This window comes from Mesorhizobium sp. B2-4-15, assembly GCF_006658505.1.
In the GTDB taxonomy this organism is placed as follows: domain Bacteria; phylum Pseudomonadota; class Alphaproteobacteria; order Rhizobiales; family Rhizobiaceae; genus Mesorhizobium.
In genome coordinates this window covers 1-19,280 of sequence record NZ_VFUZ01000020.1, presented here as the reverse complement: position 1 = coordinate 19,280, position 19,280 = coordinate 1, and the positions used below count along the sequence as shown (strand labels likewise).

Sequence of the window (19,280 nt, the reverse complement as noted above, 5' to 3'; positions counted from 1 at the left end):
GCTCAGAAGGAGGGCCGTTTCAACCCGGCCGAAAGGTAGGCCGAAGCTAACGTATTGGCCATCAGCATGGCAATGGTCATCGGCCCGACTCCACCTGGCACCGGCGTGATGGCGCCTGCCGCCTTGGCCGCTTCGGCATAGGCGACATCGCCGACGAGGCGCGACTTGCCCTCGCCCTTTTCCGGCGCGGGAATGCGGTTGATGCCGACATCGATGACGGTGGCGCCGGGCTTGACCCAATCGCCCCTGATCATTTCCGGGCGACCAACGGCGGCGACAAGTATGTCGGCCGTGCGGGCAAGCGCCGGGAGGTCCTTGGTGCGGCTGTGGGCAATGGTGACGGTGCAGTTAGCGGCAAGCAGGAGATTGGCCATCGGCTTGCCGACGATGTTGGAACGGCCGACGACGACGGCGGTGAGGCCGGACAAATCCTTGCCGCGCACGCGCTCGATCAGGAGCATCGAGCCGGCGGGCGTGCAGGGAACAAAGGCGGTGTCGAGTTCGCCGGTGCCGAGCTTGCCGACATTGATGAAATGGAAGCCATCGACATCCTTCTGTGGCGCGATGGCCTGGATGATCTTGCCAGCGTCGATATGGGCAGGCAGCGGAAGCTGCACCAGAATGCCGTTGATGGCCGGATCGGCGTTGAGTTCGGCGATGATCCGCAGCAGTGCGTCCTGGGAAGTCTCGGCCGGCAGCGTGTGTTGCAGCGAATGGAAACCGCATTCCTTGGCGGTGCGGGATTTGGAGGCGACATAGACCTGGCTCGCCGGATCCTCGCCGACGATGACCACGGCCAGACCGGGTTTGGCGTTGCCTTTGGCGACCAGCTCGGCGGTCAGGGTCTTCACCGTCCGCACCACGTCTTCGGCAACGCTTTTTCCGTCGATCACTTCAACCATGAACCACCCTCAACATCGTTTCACCCAACGCCGCGTTCAGAAAACACGATGCGGCGCCGGCAACATGCAGCGCGGCATTGTCACGAAAATTCCGGCACGCAATCCCGTCAAAGCGCCTTCCCATGCCGTTTACGCGAAACCAGGATGGTTTTGTTCGGCCTCGGCAACCTATCTTGTGGCTCAGAAGTAGCGGCGGCGGGCGCGGCTCTCGGCGAGTTCGCGGACCGCATCGCGGAACTCCCGCAGGCTGGCGCGAATTTCGTCGATCGGCGCCTGTTCGGCACCTTCCTCGACTTGCGAGGGTTCCACCGGCGGCTGCACCGGGTAGGCCGATGGTTGCGGCGATGCGGGGGGCTGCGGTGGATACGGTATGTGCCCGGCATAGGGCGCCGCCATGGCCTGAGTGTAGGGGTAGCCTGCCGGCGATGGCGCCTGCCACGGCCGCATCCGCGGATACCCCGCCTGCTGTGCATGGGGATAGGGCGGCGGAGCCGGATAGACCGGCAGCGGCAGCAGGGGTGACCGCGACGGCGGCCCCATCGGCCTGGAATAAGTCGTATCGAAGCCCGGGGGGAAAGACGGCCGCGGATAGTCCGACACCACTGGCCGAGGCATGAAGACCGAATCCAGATTCGGGTGGCCGGAGGGCATGGCGGCATCCGCCGCCCGAGCGTTTTCACCAAAAGCGGCTAACGCGCTGGAAATGCCGTCGTCAGCCTCGTCGGATGGCTTGCGGGACATGGCATTGCGCAGCCTCGCCATCAGCGCACGGCCGACACCGGAGGCAAAACCCAGGAGCCGGCCCGCAAGCGCCATCACGGCCCGTGACGGGCCTTTCGCCTCGAGCGGCGCGAAGGCCTTGGAGATCACATTCATGTTGGCGGTGTTGATGTCTTTCTGTTCGCCGGGTTCCTTGGCGCGCAGCAGGAACTGTTCATAGACGGTGCGCTTGGCGGCGGCCTCACGCTCCAGTTCGCGCATCGACACGAGGTCGTCGTGCTGTGCAGTCGCTCTCGGCTGTCCGTCCCGCCGGAGCCGCTCTGTTTCGAGGGCCGACAGTGTCGGGTCCGTCCGCGTCTCCCGCCGTGAACGGGCCAGGCGATGGCGCGTGGCGGCGTCTTCGCGCCATGCCGGATCCGCCCGGTCCCCTATCGAGACCAGGGACGCGTCCTTGCCGTCCTCACCGCGTATGGCCTGGCCGAGCGCCAGCAATGAACGCTCGCGCCTCCAGTCTTCACGGTTTTCCCTGTCGACCATTTCTTGGAGCTTCACTCTTTGGCCGCCTGGCAGCGGCGGTCGGCCATTCGTTAAGCCACGCTAAACAAGCATAGGAAACAAAAGGTTAACTTTGGCAGGCCGGTGCATAGGCTTTTCATAACCTCGAGCACTGGAATTGCAGCGCATTCGGGCCTCGGAATGGCACGTTAAGCTTTCCCGCCTATGGCTCCCAGCACACGACCGAGGCTCGCGGCGCGCGATCATCCCGTCCGTCCTGACAGGGCTTCCCCGCTGAGACGCGAACGTCTATGTCAGAGCCTTCCTTCGGAGGGTTTCCATGACGATCAGGCTCGTTCTCGCCGGCTGCGGCAATATGGGTTACGCCATGCTCAGCGGCTGGCTGAAATCCGGCAAGCTGGGGCCTTCGGCGGTCTTCGTGGTCGAGCCCAATACCGATTTGCGCAACCGTGCCGCAGCTCTCGGCTGCAGCACGGCAGCGGATGCCGGCGGCATTCCAGCCGACGCCGTGCCTGATCTCGTCGTCATCGCGGTGAAGCCGCAGGTGATCCGCGACGCCACCACCGCCTACAAGCGTTTCGGCGACGGCCGCACCACTTTCGTCAGCATCGCCGCAGGCACGCCGGTCGCCACCTTCGAGGAGATCCTGGGCAAGCGTGCGCCGATCGTGCGGTGCATGCCCAACACGCCCGCGGCGATCGGCAAGGGCATGATGGTGGTGTTTTCCAATCCCCTGGTTTCCGACGATGCCAAGCGTTTCGTCGCCGACCTGCTGTCGGCCAGCGGCGAGGTCGCCACCATCGATGACGAAGGCCTGATGGATGCGGTGACCGCCGTGTCCGGATCGGGACCGGCCTATATCTTCCATTTCATCGAGGCGCTCACGGTGGCCGCTGAAAAGGCCGGCCTGCCGGCGGCAACCGCCAGGCTGCTCGCCATGCAGACAGTCTATGGCGCCGCCTCGCTTGCCGCCGAAAGCCAGGAGGAACCGGGCGTGCTCCGCCAGCAAGTGACCAGCCCGAACGGGACGACAGCGGCCGCGCTTGGTGTGCTGATGGGCGAAGACCGGCTGACCAATCTGCTCACCCGGGCTGTCGAAGCAGCGCGGCTGCGGTCAATCGAGTTGGGGAAGTAGCGCCGATATCCCGTCAAGCGAGATCGGTGTGCGAAAAGTCGTTGCCTTTGTAGAGCAAGACCGAGCGATGGTTCTTTGCGCAAGCATAGGACAGGCAATCGGCAAGGTTCAACTGCGCGGGGTGCCCACGTCCTTTTCCGTAGTCTGAAAATGCCCTGATCGCGAGTTTGGCGTCGCTGGCATCGATCGGCACGATTTCGATTTCGGCCTCGCGCAGAAAGGCTTCTATCGCCACTTCCGCGACCACCGGCTCGATAGCAAGCATGGTGGAGAGGCGCATCGCCGCTTCCAGGACCACCAGCGCGGACGTAATCTTGAGAGGTGCGGCCGCGATCCGGTTGCTCCACTCGGCGGCATCCCCTTCTCCCGAAAGAATTGCCACGACAACGGAGGTGTCGACGAACATCAGGGGTGTCCCCACATGTCGTCGATCTCATCCTTGCTCACAGGCCGGCCGCCATGGCCGGCCTTGGCTTTAAGGTCATCGGCGATGGCAGCCAACCGCTTCGCCAGGGGAACGCGTCCGCTTTCCCGTCTCAATTCAGACTCAAGCGCTTCGATGACCGCTTCGGTCATCGAAATCTTGCGTTTGGCGGCAAGCCGCTGTGCCAGTTCACGGGCACGCGGGTCTCTGATCTGGAGATTCATTGGCCGATCCTCAGCGACATCTGCCACTACAATGTAGTGCATTTGTCATGACGGCGCCACAACGACCTATTTTCCATAAAGCATCTCATCCTGCAGCCGGCGCAAGGCGAACAGCCTCGTCGTCTGGTCGGGGGCCGCATTGTCGGTGGTCAGCAGTTCGCCTTTGCCAACCGGCTTCAACACCTTGCCGCCCTCGAGCAGGCCGACCGGCACGGCGCACCGGGCGCGGGCTTCTCCGACGGTCATGGTCCAGGACCGGTAGCAGGTCTCGCCGATCGCATCGAAGGTCTCGCCGGGAGCCAGGTCCCGCTTGGCGACGGCACAGACTTCGGCGACGGGCCTTGGCAGCGGCACCATGTCTGGCTTGCCGAAAAGCACGATGCGGGCGGCGGTCAGCGGCACTTCCAGCGACGTCAAATGATAAGGCCGGAACAGGCTGTAATAGGGACCATGGCCGATATGCAGATCGTCCATGCGCTCGATGATGCGCGGATGCGTCGCCTCGACAATGACGAAGACACCGGGCGCCACGCCCTTGCCGATGGTGTAATCGACGACGCCCTTTTTGGTGAGGAGCCCGCCATCCTCGCGCGGAATCAGCACTTTGACGAGGTCGTCGCGGTCGGCCTTGGGACCATGCATGCCGGGCACGTCGGGTTCCAGGCCGGTGGCGTTGGCGATGGCGCACATCTCGACCATGGTCTTGGAGCCGTCGACGAACTCGACCAGCATGCGCGGGTTCATGTTGCGACGGATCGCTTCCTCGCGATAGTCGTCGGGCACGGCGTCGCGGTTGAGCGGGTTGTTCTTGCCCTTACCGGCCGAGACGATCGTCAGGCCAAGGGCGGAAGCGAACTCGATCAGCTCCATGCAGCTCGACGGCTCGTCGCCAGCGCCGACCGAATAGACGACGCCAAGCCGGTCGGCCTGCTGCTTGAGATAGCAGCCGATGGTGACGTCGGCCTCGACATTCATCATCACCAGATGCTTGCCATGCTCCATCGCCATCAGGTCGAAATCGGCGGCGACGCCGGGCTTGCCGGTGGCGTCGATGACGACGTCGATCAACGGATTGGTGACCAGCATCTCGTTGGAGGTGATGGCGATCCTACCGCTCTCGATGGCACCGGTGACTTTCGATGCGGTGTCGGCCTCCACCGCCATCGCCTCGTCGCCATAGGCGATGCGGATGGCGTCACGCGCCGTGTGCGGGCGGCGGGTGGAGATGGCGCAAACCGAAATGCCCGGCATCAGCATGCCTTGCGTGACCAGGTCGGTGCCCATTTCGCCCGAACCGATGACACCGATGCGCACCGGACGGCCCTCGGCGGCGCGGCTGGCGAGATCACGGGCAAGGCCGGTCAGGGCGACATTGGTCATGCAGGGACGTCCACAGCTTCTTGATTGCTCGCCGGATTAGCAGGGACCGGCCACCTGTGCCAACGAAACCGGCTCCGGCCGGCAATTCCAGCCGAAATTGGCCGGGGAAAAGCGGCTTCGCATTGGTCGATTGGCCCAAAGGGTTGCCAATTGACATCGTTGTGAACAATCTGAATAAAACATTCGTTTGCTGACAAAGGCAAATGTTCATCGAGACGATCGATCGGAGAGCATTCGTCCGGAGCAATTTGGGGAGTGCCTTTGCGCCGAGGTGGCGGCAGGGCGTTGGATGAGATCAAGGAGCATCGCGAGGCATAGGCTCGGGCTCCGGGGGGAGGAAGAATGGATACTGTTCTCGCTGGCCTCAAGGGGGCCATCGACACGCTCGGCGCGACAATTCTGCTGCCGATCGTCATTTTCGCCATAGCCGTGGTCCTGGGTGCCAGGGTCAGCAAGGCCTTTCGCGCCGCTGTCACGATCGGCGTCGCTTTCATTGGTATCAATCTTGTGCTTGGCCTGATGTTCACGTCGATCGGCGACGTCGCCAAGGCCATCGTCACCAACACCGGCATCCACCGCGACATCATCGATGTCGGCTGGCCCTCGGCGGCCGCGATCGCCTTCGGTTCCTCGGTCGGCCTGTGGGTCATCCCGGTCGGCATCGTGGTCAACATCGTGCTTTTGCTGACGCGCATGACGCGTACGCTCAACGTCGACGTCTGGAATTTCTGGCACTTCGCCTTTGTCGGCTCCCTCGTCGTCGCCGCCACCAACAATCTGGCCTACGGCATTGCCATTGCCGCCCTTGTCGCAGCGCTCTCGCTGCTCTTCGCCGACTGGTCGGCGCGCGCGGTGCAGCAATTCTACGGCGTGCCCGGCATTTCGGTGCCGCATCTCGCCTCGGCGCAGATCCTGCCGATCGCCATCATTCTGAACTGGATCATGGACCGCATTCCCGGCATCAACCGCATCAACATCAACACCGACACCATCGAGCGCCGCTTCGGCGTGTTCGGTGAGCCGGTGGTGCTCGGCCTGATTATCGGCCTCGTGCTCGGCGCCATCGCCTTCTACAATGCAGGCGATCTCGGCACGGTGCTGGCCAAGGTGCTGGGCACCGGCATGACGCTGGCGGCTGTGATGCTGCTCCTGCCGCGCATGGTGAAGATCCTGATGGAAGGCCTGCTTCCGGTTTCCGACGCGGCGCAGGAGTTCGTGCGCAAGCGCACCGGCGATCGCGAGCTGCTCGTCGGCCTCGATTCGGCGATCCTGATCGGCCACCCCGCCGCGATCTCGTCGTCGCTGATCCTGGTGCCGATCGCGATCATCCTGTCGGTGATCCTGCCGGGCAATCGCGTCATCCTGTTCGCCGACCTGGCGGTCATCCCGTTCATCGTCGCCATGACCGCGCCTCTGGTGAAAGGCAACGTGTTCCGCATGGTGGTGATCGGCACGGTGACGCTGGCGATCGGCTTCTACGTCGCCAACGCGCTGGCCCCGCTGTTCACCAGCGCGGCCGTCGCGTCGGGCTTCAAGCTCCCGGCGGACGCGCTGCAGATCACCTCGGTGGTCGATGGCTTCCTGTGGGTCCCCTATGTAATCATCGAAGCGATCCAGGGACTTGGCCTTGTCGGCATCATCGTGATCGCGGTGGTCATCGCAGCGCTGTTCGTCCTCTACCGCCGCAACACGCTCGGCTGGGAACGGGCAGCAGGCGCCGAGGACGAGCCGGCAGAAGGCACGGCCTGAACGCCAACACGGCTTCAATTTGAACCGGTCGTGCGCCCCTTCGCGGGCGCACGATCCATAACGGAGCAAGACATGTCCGACGGCCTCATGCAGCTTCTGGATCCCGAAGCGATCGTGCTCGGATCCGATGCCTCGACCAATGAGGAGATCATCCGCATCCTGGCCGGCCGGCTCGAGGCCCTTGGCTATGTCAAAAGCTCCTATGCCGACGCGGTCGTCCATCGCGAAAGAACCACCCCGACGGGACTGCCGCTGGAACGTGCCGACAATGTCGCGGTGCCGCACACCGATCCGGAACATGTGCTGAAACCCGGCATCGCCATGGGCACGCTGAGAAAGCCGGTGACCTTCGCCAACATGGAAGACCCCGACGAGAAGCTGCCCGTCGGCTTCGTCTTCCTCCTTGCCATCAATGACAAGGACAAGCAGATTGAAGCGCTGCAATCCGTGATGGCCACCATCCAGAATCCAGAAGCATTGGACGGCTTGAGGTCGGCCAGGACGCTTGACGACGTGCGTGCCGTGCTCGGCTGATACCAAGGAGAAGCAAGAGATGTCCAGACAGAAAACAATTCTCTTTGCCTGCGGCACGGGCATTGCCACCTCGACCGCGGTCAATGTCGCCGTCACCGAGGCCATGAAGAAGCGCGGCCTGACCTTCAACGCCCAGCAGGCAAAGGCGACCGAAGTACCGGGCCTTGCCGACGGCGTCGACTTCATCGTCTCCACCACCCCGATCTCCGCTTCGGTGACCAAGCCGGTCATCAAGGGCCTCGCCTTCCTCACCGGCATCGGCAAGGACAAGGTGCTCGACGAGATCGAAGCGGAGCTGCGCAAGTAGCTCGCCAACGATGCGACCTGGCAACGGGGCTTGGCTTCAAACCACCCTTAGGTAGCTCGTCATGCCCGATTTCTGGTGCTCGATGATGTGGCAGTGCAGCAGCCAGTCGCCCGGATTGTCGGCGACGAAGCCCAGGCTCACCTTCTCATTGGGCTGGATGAGGTAGGTGTCCGAAATCAGCGGCTGAACCGGGCGCGTCGACGACGACAGCACCTTGAAGCTCATACCGTGCAGATGCATCGGATGCGATTGCGGCGTCAGGTTCTCCATGTCGATGACATAGCTCTGGCCGAGCTTCAGTTCTGCCAGCGGCGCGGTCGGATCCGGCGTATCGCCTGGCCACGGCACCTTGTTGATCGCCCAGAAACCGTAGCCGAGCGAACCGCAGATACCGTTGCTCGGAATGTTTTCGGCCGTGGCGCTGAGCGCCAGGGAAATATGCTGGGCGCTGGTCAGATCGACATCCGCCACCGGATTGACCTCCAGCGGCGCAAGATCGCGTATGTCTCGCTTGAGCGAGCCGCCCATCGCGCGCAGGGTCGTCAGGATTTTGGGCTTGGTGCCCCTGACATCCCGCAGGCTGACGACAGCGCCTTCCTCGTCCGGCATGCGGATGGCGAGTTCCATGCGCTGTCCCGGGCCAAGCAGCAATGCATCGGGCGAAAAACGCTGCGGCACCGGATTGCCGTCGAGCGCCATGACATCAGCCTCCGCGCCATCGACACGAAAGGCGTAGATGCGGGTGACATCGGTGATGGCGACGCGCAGCCGCACCAGCCCGCCGGCCGGCGCGTCATATTGCGGCTGGTCGAGCCAGTTGGCGGTGCGCACCGTGCCGTAGGTGCCGGTTCTGGCGGCATCGCGTGGCCGGAACTGGTCGATGAACTGGCCGTCGTCGCCGAGACGCCAGTCGCGCAGATTGAGGACAAATTCGGCGTCGAATTTCGGATCGTTCGGGTTCTCGACCACGATCACGCCGGTCAGGCCGTGGCCCATCTGCTCCAGCGTGTTGCAATGCGGGTGGTACCAGAAGGTGCCGGCGTCGGGTGGGGTAAAGGCGTAGTCGAAATGATCGCCGGTGTAGACGTAAGGCTGGACCAGGAACGGCACGCCATCCATCGTGTTCGGCAGGCGGATGCCATGCCAATGGATCGTTGTCGGATCGTCGATGGCGTTGATCAGACGCGCGGCGAAGGGTTCGCCCTTTTTCATCCTGAGCACCGGCGGCATGCCGGCGCTGCCATAGGTCAGCACATTCCTGGTCGGGCCGACGTCCATCAGCTTCGCCTGGATTTTCGCCGTCTGCAGCACCACCGGTTCGGCGCTGGCGGCGGCCAGACTGCCAAGCCTGCCGATCGCGGCAAGTCCGACACCGCTCGTGCCAGCGACGGCGGCGGTTTTCAAAAGCCCGCGGCGTGTGATTAGGGTCATTCAGCGCTCCAACCGCAGGGGTGACCCGCATCCAGTGCCGCCTTGGATCACAGGCGAGCCACCGGCGCAAATGCCGACACGTTGCACATGGCGATGGCTTGCGCCATCACTTCGAAGCAGGCGAAGATCGGATCGCAGCGGTCCGGTATCGCGCACATATATGCATGCCACCTCCAACGGGTGCGTTCGTCGACCTATTTGAAGCTGGCGATGGGCAGGAACTGCACCGCGGAACCGGTGAAGCGGCGGTGATCGGACGTCCGTCCTCGCGGCCGGAATCCGTCGAGATAGACCTGCTCCGGCGCCGTGCGGATGAAATTGGCTGCGATGACAGGCGCCGGTGTCGACCCCACCTTGCCGGCGATCCCGCGGCCAGCCCCGAGCGGCCCGCCGGCCGACGCAGCGGGCACAATGACAGGCGGTGCTTCGGCATCGCCGCGCGGCTGGACACGGTCGGCCTTGGGGCTCGCCCCGACGCGCTCTTCGGGTTTCGACGCGGGGACCGGCAGCCGCTGGCCGGCCAGTCCATCGAGGCCGTCATCGGCATGATGCCCGGCCAGCAAGGCAGCGATGACATCGCCGGATCCGGCCTCCGGCCGAGGCGCGGCGCTTGTCCGCGGCCGCCACGTCGGCAAGGGGATGTTGAGGTCCGGCGCGGCGGTTGCGGCAGCGGCATTCGTGTTGCCCAAGGAAATTTCGGCATTGGCTGCCGCCGGCTTGGCAGCCGACAGTTCGGCCCGAGCCGCGGAAGCGCTGGCTGTTGTGAACGGCACGGTCTCGCGGGTCGGCGTTTCGGGGATCGGAACACTCGCCCTAGACTCGGTGCGCGGTGCGAAGGCCGGCAGAGGCACCGCGCCGGGCGCCATCGCCATGACGATCGCTTCAGGCGTTTTCGCCTGCTGCTCGACTGGCGCTTCTTCAGCCGGACCGGTGGAAGCCATCTGGATATCCGCCCGCTGGGCTGCCTCCGGCGGCACGATGGTGATACCCTGTCCGGCCGGCCTGGTTTCAACGGACTTCGGTTCAACGGATTTGGTTTCAACGGATTTGGCCGGCTTGCGCGGCGCCGGCACCGCTTCCGCGACATCATCCGCCTCGTCCGCGCCGCGACTGCCCAGAAGCGTCGCCAGCAGGCCACGCGCCGGTCTGCGCTGGCCGCTGTCGGCGCTTGCCAGTTCGATGTTGGGCGTGCCGGCGGCCTTGCGCGATTTATAGGCGGCAAACGCCTGCTCGTAGCCGGGCAGCGGCTTGCCATCGCTCGGCACATGCAGCGTGTTGCCGTTCGGGAAGACCCTGGCGAGTTCCTGGCGGCTGATGCCCGGCCAATGCCGCACATTGCCGACATCCATATGGATGAAAGGCGAACCGGATGTCGGATAATAACCGACGCCGCCGCCCTGCATCTTGAGGCCGATGTCGCGCAGTTTCTTCAGCGGCACATCCGGCAGGAAGAAGTCCATCGCGCGGCCAACCATGTGCTGGCTTTCCCGGGCCACGCCCTTCGAGCGGCCGCGCAGCATGGCGTTGGTCGCCGGCGAACGATAGGCGCTGACCACATGGATATAGGCCGTCGAGCCGCTGGCCCGATAAGCCTGCCAGACGAGGTCGAGCAGACGCGGATCCATCCTGGTCGGCTCGTTGCGGCGCCAGTCGCGCAGCATGAAATTGATCTTCTTCAATCCCGCCTGATCGTAGCGTCCATCGCGCTTGAAGACGATCTCGGCCTTCTCGCCCGTATGGAGATGTTGGATCTTCAGGGCGCGCGTCTCCGCGAATGCAGTGGTGGCGCACATGCAAAGGAACGCGACCGCAATGGCCGGCAGCCATGTCCAACGAGGGGAGGCGCCGGGTGCGTTTTGTTCGCTTTCGATCACGTTCATGCCTTACACATTGTTCTTGTTTCGGGCGATTTGACGTCTTCGCCGATGCGGAGCCTTCTTTCGACGCTCTCGACCTGACAAGCAGGCTTGACCACGCAGACGGGACATCAGTCCTCGACACGCCGATGAACAGCATCTTGGTTAACGAATCGTGTTCGTGCCCGAAAGGCTGTCCCGCAGGGGCGGTTGCCCGGAATGAACCTGCTTCAGCGAAACAGATATTTCGAGACTTCCGGATTGCCGCGCCGCCACATCACATTGTCCAGGAAGTAGTGGTGCACGTTGATGAATATCCAGGCGATGAAGAGGAAGAGCGACGAGCCGAGCACTGCCTTGTCGTAGGGAATGAGGTCGACCAGCGCCATCGGCACCAGCCAGAAACCGAGCGCTCCCAGAATTGCGCCCACGATGATGAACGCCAGCACGCGCAGCCTGTACAGCGGTCCAAGAATGGACAGGAGCTTCAAAGCCGGCTTCTCGACGGCATCGGCGCGGTCGCGCTCGACATTGGTCTGATAGCGCCAGACCACCGCCAGATACTGCAAGGAATGCATCGCCGGCACGACGAGCAGCCAGAGCGGGTTCCAAGTCACGAACAGTATCCAGGCATAGAGGGACACGACATAGGCGACGACGCCGTTATACGGCAGCGCGCCACCATGCCTGCGCCAGCGATTGATGAACATCACGGCGGTAGCCGCCGAGGAGGCGGCGGCGATCGACATGGCGATGGTGATAAGCCATGGCGGGACCGCGAAGGTGTAGTAGTCCAAACCCCAGAACTGCCTCTGGGTGATCACCATGTTGGTCTGCAGCCATGCGAACAGCCACACGGCATAGCCGTTGAACAGCAACACCTTCTTGTCCTGATCGCTGAAGAATTTGCGCTTCAGCACGGCATCGACCATCAGCATGCCATAGCCCTGCTTGACGTAGTGCCAGCCCACGAAAAAGCCCATCGCGTTGGTCGCATAGCCGAGCAGCCGGGTGTTCCCCGTCAATGAACCATAGGCAAAGAAGGCAATCATCGCCAGCGGGACGACGATGCCCGCCAAAATATAGCGGATCTGCAGATTGCGGCTGTAGCCGTCGCCGCGCACCTTGCGCGCGAAATTGCGATAGAAGATCTGATACGAATGACCGAAGTGCGGCTGGTTTATGAGATGGGAAAGCAAGAACATCGTCAGCGTCACAGCAGCTTCGTATCTGAGCGGCACGAAATACAGGACCGGCAGGATCAGAAGCGCGCTTCCGCCAAGCATGAAAAAGTCGATGAACGGGCCAAAGAGATATTTTTGCGGCGCAGCCGCGACTGAAGCCGGGGCATCCGCCGAAAGGTGAAGTGCCATGCTCCCTTCCCCTGTGAGCGTTTATTTAGCCATCGACCCGAGCGCCCGACAAGCCGTCAGCCCGCGAAAACGACCGAGTTGGGCGGTGCGATAAGGGAGGCAGCCATGTCGCGGAGCGCCAAACAGCGCTTGTCCGACGCACGCCAGGCGTCAAGGCAGATAAAATTCGAGATTCGGAGATAGGCTGGTGCTGCGAGAGAGGATTGAACTCTCGACCTCTCCCTTACCAAGGGAGTGCTCTACCACTGAGCTACCGCAGCCGCCGATGGCGGGGCTTCTGCCATATCGAACCGGCAAGCGCAAGGCCAAGAACAACGCTTCTGTGAAAGCCTTTGCCGGATAGCTTTCAATGACATGGCGGCGCCACATTCTTGGCTATCCCTGAATGTCGGTTTGGTCGGGCGCCGGCCGGGACGGGACGATGAGCGGCAAGACAATTCCATCGAAAAACAGCGACACGGACCGCAAAACCCGGCTTGCCGAGCAGTTGCGCGCCAATCTGCAGAAACGCAAGGCGCAGTCGCGCTCGCGCCGCACCGGCGAGGCCGACCAGCGGCCGGACGGGCTCACAGCTTCCAAGGAAATGCAAAAAGATTAACTCAAATCGGCCACTCTTAGCTTGGGATGGGCGAAATGCTATTTCTTGAACCAAGCCAACCGATGGTCTAGACGGGCCGACACTCAAACGATTGAACCGGCCTTTTTGGCCGAGAGGGACGTTCTCCAATGGATCGCATCAGAATTGTCGGCGGCAACGAGCTTGCCGGAAGCATTCCGATATCGGGCGCGAAAAATGCCGCCCTGCCCTTGATGATCGCCTCGCTTTTGACCGACGACACGCTGACCTTGGAAAACGTGCCGCATCTGGCCGATGTCGAGCAGCTGATCCGCATCCTCGGCAATCACGGCGTCGATTATTCCGTCAATGGCCGCCGCGAGAAGCAGAATGAGGGCTATTCGCGCACCATCAACTTCTCGGCCCGCAACATCGTCGACACCACGGCGCCTTACGAGCTGGTGTCGAAGATGCGGGCGTCGTTCTGGGTGATCGGGCCGCTGCTGGCCCGCATGGGCGAGGCCAAGGTGTCGCTGCCAGGCGGATGCGCCATCGGCACCCGCCCGGTCGACCTGTTCCTCGAAGGCCTGCAGGCGCTGGGCGCGGATATCGACGTCGACACCGGCTACGTCATCGCCAAGACCCGCAATGGCCGCCTTGTCGGCAACCGCTATGTTTTCCCGAAGGTGTCGGTCGGCGCCACCCATGTGCTGATGATGGCGGCCTCGCTGGCCAAGGGCGAAACGGTGCTCGAAAACGCCGCCTGCGAGCCCGAGATCGTCAACCTCGCCGAATGCCTCAACGCCATGGGCGCGAAAATTTCCGGCGCCGGCACGCCTGTTATCACCGTCGATGGCGTCGAGGCGCTGTCGGGCGCACGCGTACGCGTCATCCCCGACCGCATCGAGACCGGAACCTACGCCATGGCGGTCGCCATGACCGGCGGCGACGTCGTGCTCGAAGGCGCGCGTCCCGAACTTTTGCAGACCGCGCTTGATGTGATTTCACAGACCGGCGCCGAGATCACGCAGACCAATTCCGGCATCCGCGTCAAGCGCAACGGCGCCGGCATTTCGCCGGTCGACGTGACGACGGCGCCCTTCCCGGCTTTCCCGACCGACCTGCAGGCGCAGTTCATGGGCCTGATGACCATGGCCAAGGGCAAGTCGCGCATCACCGAGACCATCTTCGAGAACCGCTTCATGCATGTCCAGGAACTGGCCCGGCTCGGCGCCCACATCACGCTTTCCGGCCAGACGGCGATCGTCGACGGCGTTCCGAAACTGAAGGGTGCGCCGGTGATGGCGACCGATCTTCGCGCCTCGGTGTCGCTGGTCATTGCCGGACTGGCGGCCGAAGGCGAGACCACGGTCAACCGCGTCTATCATCTTGACCGCGGCTTCGAGCGGCTGGAGGAAAAGCTGTCTAATTGCGGCGCGGTGATCGAGCGGATTTCCGCTTAGAACCCCAAGGCAGCCGCTTCAAGTCGGCGTCCAATGGGCAATTGTCGAGTCGGCACCGCCCCCTTATCTGCCTGCCGGCATCCGCGATCGGGGGGCGTCCTTCTCCCCGTCTCTATACGGGGAGAAGTGCCCGGCAGGGCGACGAGTAGCGGTGCAAACCTGAAGCGATTGTCCTGGCGCAGAACCCCTATCGCGGTTGCGTGCTTCGAAAAGACCGCCTAGAGCCTGTTTTGTCTGAGCATGATCTTTGCCAAAAACCGGTTTCCACTTTTCGGGATCATGCTCTAACAGAAGGCTGAACAGTCAACTTTCAGGTGCGAAATCCGCATGAATGCCCTCAAGCTTATCGCGCTCGACGACCAGGACCTGGGCATCGTCTCGGCCCATGTCCAGGATGCCGTGATGAAGGTTTCGGACCTCGAATATCTGCCCGCGGCCAAACGTTTCGTGTTGACCATGAACCGCTTCGTCTGGGAGGCGAAGTCGGGCCTGTTTCGCCAGCATAACGAGCGGCGCCAGGCGGTGCTGCATTTCGACCGGGTGCTGGGCGCCAAGACCAACGGCATTGCCCGCGACAAGCCAACCGAGGTTCTGTCCCTGCTGGCCATCAGCTTCATCGAGATCAGCAAGCCCGCGGGCATCGTCGAGCTGATCTTTTCAGGCGGCGGCACCATCATGCTCGATGTCGAGTGCATCGAGGCCCGCCTTGCCGACATCGGCGGCGCGTGGGAAGCCACGTCACGTCCCGTGCACAGGGCCTGAGCGTCTCATGGCCATCACGCTTCGCCACTCCGACGCCGATTTCGAGCAGCGTTTCGCCGCCTTCCTTCTGACCAAGCGGGAAGTGTCCGCCGATGTCGAGGCCGCGGTGCGCGAGATCATCGCGCGGGTGCGCGCCGAGGGCGACGCGGCGCTGATCGACTATTCCAAGCGATTCGACCGCGCCGACCTCAGAAGCGTCGGCATTGCCGTATCGAAGACCGAAATCGCCAGCGCCTATGATGGCGCCGATGCGGGGACGATCAAGGCGCTCGAATTCGCGCGTGACCGGATACGCGCCTATCACGAGCAGCAGCTTCCAAAGGACAATCGCTATACGGATGCCGCCGGCGTCGAACTCGGCTGGCGCTGGACGGCGATCGAGGCTGTCGGCCTCTACGTGCCGGGGGGCACCGCAAGCTATCCGAGTTCGGTGCTGATGAACGCCATACCGGCCAAGGTTGCCGGCGTCGAACGCATCGCCATCTGCGTGCCTGCCTCCGGCGGCGCCATCCCGCCGCTGGTGCTGGTGGCGGCCGATATATCCGGCGTTTCCGAAATCTACCGCGTCGGCGGCGCGCAGGCGATCGCGGCCCTTGCCTATGGCACCGAAACGATCCGTCCGGTGGCCAAGGTGGTCGGCCCTGGCAATGCCTATGTGGCGGCGGCCAAGCGGCAGGTATTCGGCACGGTCGGTATCGACATGATCGCCGGCCCCTCGGAAGTACTCGTGGTGGCCGATGGCGACAACGATCCGGACTGGATCGCGGCCGATCTGCTGGCCCAGGCCGAACATGATGTGTCGGCACAATCGATCCTGATCACCGACGATCCGGCCTTCGGCAAGGCGGTCGAACGGGCGGTCGAGCGCCAGTTGCAGAGCCTGCCGCGCGGCGAGACGGCCGCGGCGAGCTGGCGTGATTTCGGCGCGGTGATCGAAGTTCCGACCATCGAGGCCGCACTGCCGCTGGTCGACCGCATCGCGGCCGAGCATGTCGAGTTGGCTATCGACGATGCCGAAGGCTTCCTGTCGCGGATGCGCAATGCCGGCGCCGTTTTTCTCGGCCGCCATACACCGGAAGCCATCGGCGACTATGTCGGCGGCTCCAATCACGTGCTGCCGACCGCACGCTCGGCGCGGTTCTCGTCGGGCCTGTCGGTGCTCGACTTCGTCAAGCGCACCTCGGTGCTCAGACTTGGACCGGAGCAGTTGCGCGTTCTGGCGCCGGCGGCGATCGCGCTCGCCAAGGCGGAAGGGCTCGACGCGCATGGCCGCTCCGTCGCCATACGGTTGAACATGTAGGCTGATATGACGGGCTCCGATCAAACCCGCGCAAAACTGATCGATGTCGAACTCGATGAATCGATCGGCCGTTCGACGCCCGATGTCGAGCATGAGCGGGCGGTGGCGATCTTCGACCTGATCGAGGAGAACAGTTTCCGGCCCGTCAATGACGGCGGCACAGGCCCCTACCGGCTAAAGCTGTCGCTGGCCGAGCAGCGCCTGGTCTTTGCCGTGGCGCGCGAGGACGGCACCGGGGTCGTCACCCATATCCTGTCGCTGACGCCGCTCCGGCGCATCGTCAAGGATTACTACATGATCTGCGAAAGCTATTACGACGCCATCCGCTCCTCGACGCCGAGCCATATCGAGGCCATCGACATGGGCCGCCGCGGACTGCACAATGAGGGCTCGCAGACGCTGATGGACCGGCTCGCCGGCAAGATCGACATCGACTTCGATACGGCGCGCCGGCTGTTCACGCTGGTCTGCGTGCTGCACTGGCGGGGCTGATCCTGGCACCCGGCGCCCTGCCCCGCTCGATTCTGTTCCTGTGCGGCATGAATGCCGTGCGCTCGCCGATGGCCGAGCAGTTGGCGCGCCGGATGCTGCCCGCCACCATTTTCGTCGCCTCGGCCGGCGTGCGCGCCGGCGAGCGTGACCCGTTCGTCGATGCCGTGCTTGCCGAGGAAGGCCTGTCGCTGGGCGAGCGTCACCCAAGGACATTGGACGATCTCGAGGACGACTATTTCGACCTGATCGTGACGCTGGCGCCGGAGGCGCACCACGCCGCGCTCGAGCTCACCCGCTCGCTGGCCGTCGAGGTCGAATATTGGCCGACGCCGGACCCGACCGATGCCGGCGGCACGCGCGAACAGATCATGGCGGTCTATCGCGATGTCCGCGAGCGGCTGAAGGCGCGCATAAGCCGACGTTTTTTGCTTCCAGAAGCAAAAAACGCGACGGATTAAGCGTGTTCACAAGCGCACGATTATCATATAGGTTCCGCCGAAATTCCGGCTGGAGTCGGATGATTTCGGGTCTGTTCGACCTGAAATCCGAATCCGCCTCCAGGTCAAAGAAGTAGAGCATGATGTCGTCCGAAAACCGCTCCACACTTTTCGGCATCGTGCTCTAGGCGCCGGAACTGCCATCCAAGCAAAGGTATCGAATGCCGAAGGAAGAAGTCCTCGAGTTTCCTGGTGTCGTGACGGAATTGTTGCCCAACGCGATGTTCAGGGTGAAGCTCGAAAACGAACACGAGATCATCGCCCATACGGCCGGCCGCATGCGCAAGAACCGCATCCGCGTGCTGACCGGCGACAAGGTTCTGGTCGAGATGACGCCATACGACCTGACCAAGGGCCGCATCACCTACCGTTTCAAGTAAAATCAAGGCCCGGCCGGAACGCAATGAGCATTTTGCAGAAGCTGGTGCTTGCCTCGGGTTCCCCGCGCCGCATCGAACTCTTGCAGCAGGCCGGCATCGAGCCGGACCGTGTGCTGCCCGCCGATGTCGACGAAACACCGCTGCGTGCCGAGCATCCGCGCTCACTGGCCAAGCGGCTGTGCCAGGAAAAGGCCGAGAAGGCGCTTGCCTCGCTGAAGACCGAGACGGACTATGCGCCAAGCTTCGTGCTGGCCGCAGACACGGTGGTCGCGGTCGGACGGCGCATCCTGCCCAAGGCCGAAACACTGGACGATGCCGCCAATTGCCTCGGGCTGTTGTCCGGCCGCTCGCACCGGGTCTATTCCGGCATCTGCCTGATCACGCCGGGCGGCAAGCTGCGCCAGCGGCTGGTCGAGACGCGGGTGCGTTTCAAACGGCTGCCGCGCGAGGAGATCGATGCCTATGTCGCCTCGGGCGAATGGCGCGGCAAGGCCGGCGGCTATGCCGTCCAGGGCCTCGCCGGCGCCTTTGTGGTCAAGCTCGTCGGCTCCTACACCAACATCGTCGGCCTGCCGCTCTATGAGACGGTGGCACTGCTTTCCGGCGAGGGTTTCAAGACCCATCAAAACTGGCAGTCCGCGCGGCCATGAGCCTCGACGACAAGGTGACGCCGCTGCGGCCCAAGCGCCCTTGCCCAGAATGCGGCAAGCCGTCGGCGCGCGAGACCTATCCATTCTGCTCGAAGCGCTGCAAGGACATCGACCTCAACCGCTGGCTGAAGGGCACCTATGTCATCTCCGCCCGCGACGACGAGGAGGACCCCGACGCCGACGAGCCGAAATAGGGATCGCTCCGCCGGCCCCCTCAACGCCTTCAACAAATCCCCGAGCTGTTGGCGGCATGAGGCCGTTCGATTTCCGCGACGACTGGCAAGCCAGACAGGCAGGCGCATGGCATTGAAACCGACCTATCGAAGCGCATTTCTTTTCCTACGGAAAATCCACATCTAGGCGCTGGACAGGCCGGATTCCCATGCTATAACCCACGCGCTTTCAAGGGGCGCCCATGGCGCTTCCAGTGAAATCCGGAGCGCGAGTCATTCGTTAGCCGGAACAGGCCCAGATAGCTCAGTTGGTAGAGCAGCGGACTGAAAATCCGCGTGTCGGTGGTTCGAATCCGCCTCTGGGCACCATCTTTTCAATTGTACGGCCCGGAGACATGGGTGACAGAGCGTACCTAAGACATGGGTGACAATCTCGTGCCGAACGGATTGTCGATG

Annotated in this window: 21 protein-coding genes and 2 tRNA genes; 14 read left to right on the top strand and 9 right to left on the bottom strand. The window is 63.3% G+C overall.

Annotated elements, in window-relative coordinates; all coding sequences use genetic code 11:
- Positions 1-2 precede the first annotated feature (2 nt).
- Positions 3-902: a bifunctional methylenetetrahydrofolate dehydrogenase/methenyltetrahydrofolate cyclohydrolase FolD gene (folD, locus tag FJ930_RS21800; RefSeq protein ID WP_141840052.1), complete on the bottom strand. Its 900-nt coding sequence runs from the start codon at positions 900-902 to the stop codon at positions 3-5.
- A 180-nt stretch (positions 903-1,082) separates the two neighbouring features.
- Positions 1,083-2,159, bottom strand: coding sequence for a hypothetical protein (locus FJ930_RS21795; protein ID WP_246676985.1), 1,077 nt, complete (start codon positions 2,157-2,159; stop codon positions 1,083-1,085).
- 298 nt (positions 2,160-2,457) lie between these two features.
- On the opposite strand from FJ930_RS21795, the gene proC reads away from it, so the two are divergent.
- Positions 2,458-3,273, top strand: coding sequence for a pyrroline-5-carboxylate reductase (gene proC / locus FJ930_RS21790; protein WP_140744781.1), 816 nt, complete (start codon positions 2,458-2,460; stop codon positions 3,271-3,273).
- A 13-nt stretch (positions 3,274-3,286) separates the two neighbouring features.
- On the opposite strand, the gene FJ930_RS21785 is transcribed toward proC, so the two are convergent.
- From FJ930_RS21785 to FJ930_RS21775, 3 genes are all read right to left on the bottom strand, one after another.
- Positions 3,287-3,679 (bottom strand): type II toxin-antitoxin system VapC family toxin, encoded by a 393-nt coding sequence (locus FJ930_RS21785; protein WP_141840051.1) that lies wholly within the window; start codon positions 3,677-3,679, stop codon positions 3,287-3,289.
- Positions 3,679-3,921 (bottom strand): type II toxin-antitoxin system VapB family antitoxin, encoded by a 243-nt coding sequence (locus FJ930_RS21780; RefSeq protein WP_140744779.1) that lies wholly within the window; start codon positions 3,919-3,921, stop codon positions 3,679-3,681. Before FJ930_RS21780 ends, FJ930_RS21785 begins: the two co-directional genes overlap by 1 nt.
- A 66-nt stretch (positions 3,922-3,987) precedes the next feature.
- Complete coding sequence (locus FJ930_RS21775) at positions 3,988-5,301, bottom strand: NAD(P)H-dependent oxidoreductase (protein WP_141840050.1); 1,314 nt, start codon at positions 5,299-5,301, stop codon at positions 3,988-3,990.
- Positions 5,302-5,643: 342 nt separating this feature from the next.
- Here FJ930_RS21775 and FJ930_RS21770 point away from each other — a divergent pair, with 342 nt between their 5' ends.
- The 3 genes from FJ930_RS21770 (at position 5,644) to FJ930_RS21760 (ending at position 7,891) form a co-directional block, all read left to right on the top strand.
- Positions 5,644-7,050 carry a PTS transporter subunit IIC gene (locus tag FJ930_RS21770; protein ID WP_141840049.1) on the top strand — a complete coding sequence of 469 codons (1,407 nt, stop codon included), beginning with the start codon at positions 5,644-5,646 and terminating at the stop codon, positions 7,048-7,050.
- Positions 7,051-7,122: 72 nt separating this feature from the next.
- Positions 7,123-7,584, top strand: coding sequence for a PTS sugar transporter subunit IIA (locus tag FJ930_RS21765; RefSeq protein WP_140744776.1), 462 nt, complete (start codon positions 7,123-7,125; stop codon positions 7,582-7,584).
- Between the two features lie 19 nt (positions 7,585-7,603).
- The gene (locus tag FJ930_RS21760) at positions 7,604-7,891 is read left to right on the top strand and encodes a PTS sugar transporter subunit IIB (protein ID WP_140744775.1); all 288 of its coding nucleotides are present in this window, start codon (positions 7,604-7,606) and stop codon (positions 7,889-7,891) included.
- Positions 7,892-7,927: 36 nt separating this feature from the next.
- On the opposite strand, the gene FJ930_RS21755 is transcribed toward FJ930_RS21760, so the two are convergent.
- The 4 genes from FJ930_RS21755 to FJ930_RS21740 all read right to left on the bottom strand — a co-directional run bounded on the left by FJ930_RS21755 (position 7,928) and on the right by FJ930_RS21740 (position 12,811).
- Positions 7,928-9,322, bottom strand: coding sequence for a multicopper oxidase family protein (locus tag FJ930_RS21755; protein WP_141840048.1), 1,395 nt, complete (start codon positions 9,320-9,322; stop codon positions 7,928-7,930).
- Positions 9,323-9,516: 194 nt separating this feature from the next.
- The gene (locus FJ930_RS21750; protein WP_141840047.1) at positions 9,517-11,202 is read right to left on the bottom strand and encodes a DUF882 domain-containing protein; all 1,686 of its coding nucleotides are present in this window, start codon (positions 11,200-11,202) and stop codon (positions 9,517-9,519) included.
- A 206-nt stretch (positions 11,203-11,408) separates the two neighbouring features.
- Positions 11,409-12,551 (bottom strand): hypothetical protein, encoded by a 1,143-nt coding sequence (locus FJ930_RS21745; protein WP_141840046.1) that lies wholly within the window; start codon positions 12,549-12,551, stop codon positions 11,409-11,411.
- A 185-nt stretch (positions 12,552-12,736) separates the two neighbouring features.
- Positions 12,737-12,811 (bottom strand) — tRNA-Thr (locus tag FJ930_RS21740).
- A gap of 161 nt (positions 12,812-12,972) precedes the next feature.
- On the opposite strand from FJ930_RS21740, the gene FJ930_RS21735 reads away from it, so the two are divergent.
- The 10 genes from FJ930_RS21735 (at position 12,973) to FJ930_RS21690 (ending at position 19,193) form a co-directional block, all read left to right on the top strand.
- Positions 12,973-13,149, top strand: a complete 177-nt coding sequence (locus FJ930_RS21735; protein WP_141840045.1) for a hypothetical protein — start codon at positions 12,973-12,975, stop codon at positions 13,147-13,149.
- Positions 13,150-13,277: 128 nt separating this feature from the next.
- The gene (gene murA, locus FJ930_RS21730; protein ID WP_140744770.1) at positions 13,278-14,570 is read left to right on the top strand and encodes a UDP-N-acetylglucosamine 1-carboxyvinyltransferase; all 1,293 of its coding nucleotides are present in this window, start codon (positions 13,278-13,280) and stop codon (positions 14,568-14,570) included.
- 327 nt (positions 14,571-14,897) lie between these two features.
- On the top strand, positions 14,898-15,332 hold the full coding sequence (locus tag FJ930_RS21725; protein WP_141840044.1) for a DUF2948 family protein: 435 nt from the start codon (positions 14,898-14,900) through the stop codon (positions 15,330-15,332).
- A gap of 7 nt (positions 15,333-15,339) precedes the next feature.
- Positions 15,340-16,632 (top strand): histidinol dehydrogenase, encoded by a 1,293-nt coding sequence (gene hisD / locus FJ930_RS21720; protein ID WP_141840043.1) that lies wholly within the window; start codon positions 15,340-15,342, stop codon positions 16,630-16,632.
- A 6-nt stretch (positions 16,633-16,638) separates the two neighbouring features.
- On the top strand, positions 16,639-17,124 hold the full coding sequence (locus FJ930_RS21715; RefSeq protein ID WP_140744767.1) for a UPF0262 family protein: 486 nt from the start codon (positions 16,639-16,641) through the stop codon (positions 17,122-17,124).
- Entirely contained in the window at positions 17,112-17,582 is a 471-nt protein-coding gene (locus FJ930_RS21710) for a low molecular weight phosphatase family protein (RefSeq protein ID WP_140744766.1), read from the top strand. The genes FJ930_RS21715 and FJ930_RS21710 overlap by 13 nt, the downstream gene beginning before the upstream one ends.
- Before the next feature lie 200 nt (positions 17,583-17,782).
- Positions 17,783-18,001, top strand: a complete 219-nt coding sequence (gene infA / locus FJ930_RS21705; protein WP_006200926.1) for a translation initiation factor IF-1 — start codon at positions 17,783-17,785, stop codon at positions 17,999-18,001.
- Positions 18,002-18,024: 23 nt separating this feature from the next.
- Positions 18,025-18,651, top strand: a complete 627-nt coding sequence (locus tag FJ930_RS21700; RefSeq protein WP_140744764.1) for a Maf-like protein — start codon at positions 18,025-18,027, stop codon at positions 18,649-18,651.
- The gene (gene yacG / locus FJ930_RS21695) at positions 18,648-18,845 is read left to right on the top strand and encodes a DNA gyrase inhibitor YacG (RefSeq protein ID WP_141840042.1); all 198 of its coding nucleotides are present in this window, start codon (positions 18,648-18,650) and stop codon (positions 18,843-18,845) included. Before FJ930_RS21700 ends, yacG begins: the two co-directional genes overlap by 4 nt.
- Positions 18,846-19,117: 272 nt before the next feature.
- Positions 19,118-19,193 (top strand) — tRNA-Phe (locus tag FJ930_RS21690).
- Positions 19,194-19,280 lie beyond the last annotated feature (87 nt).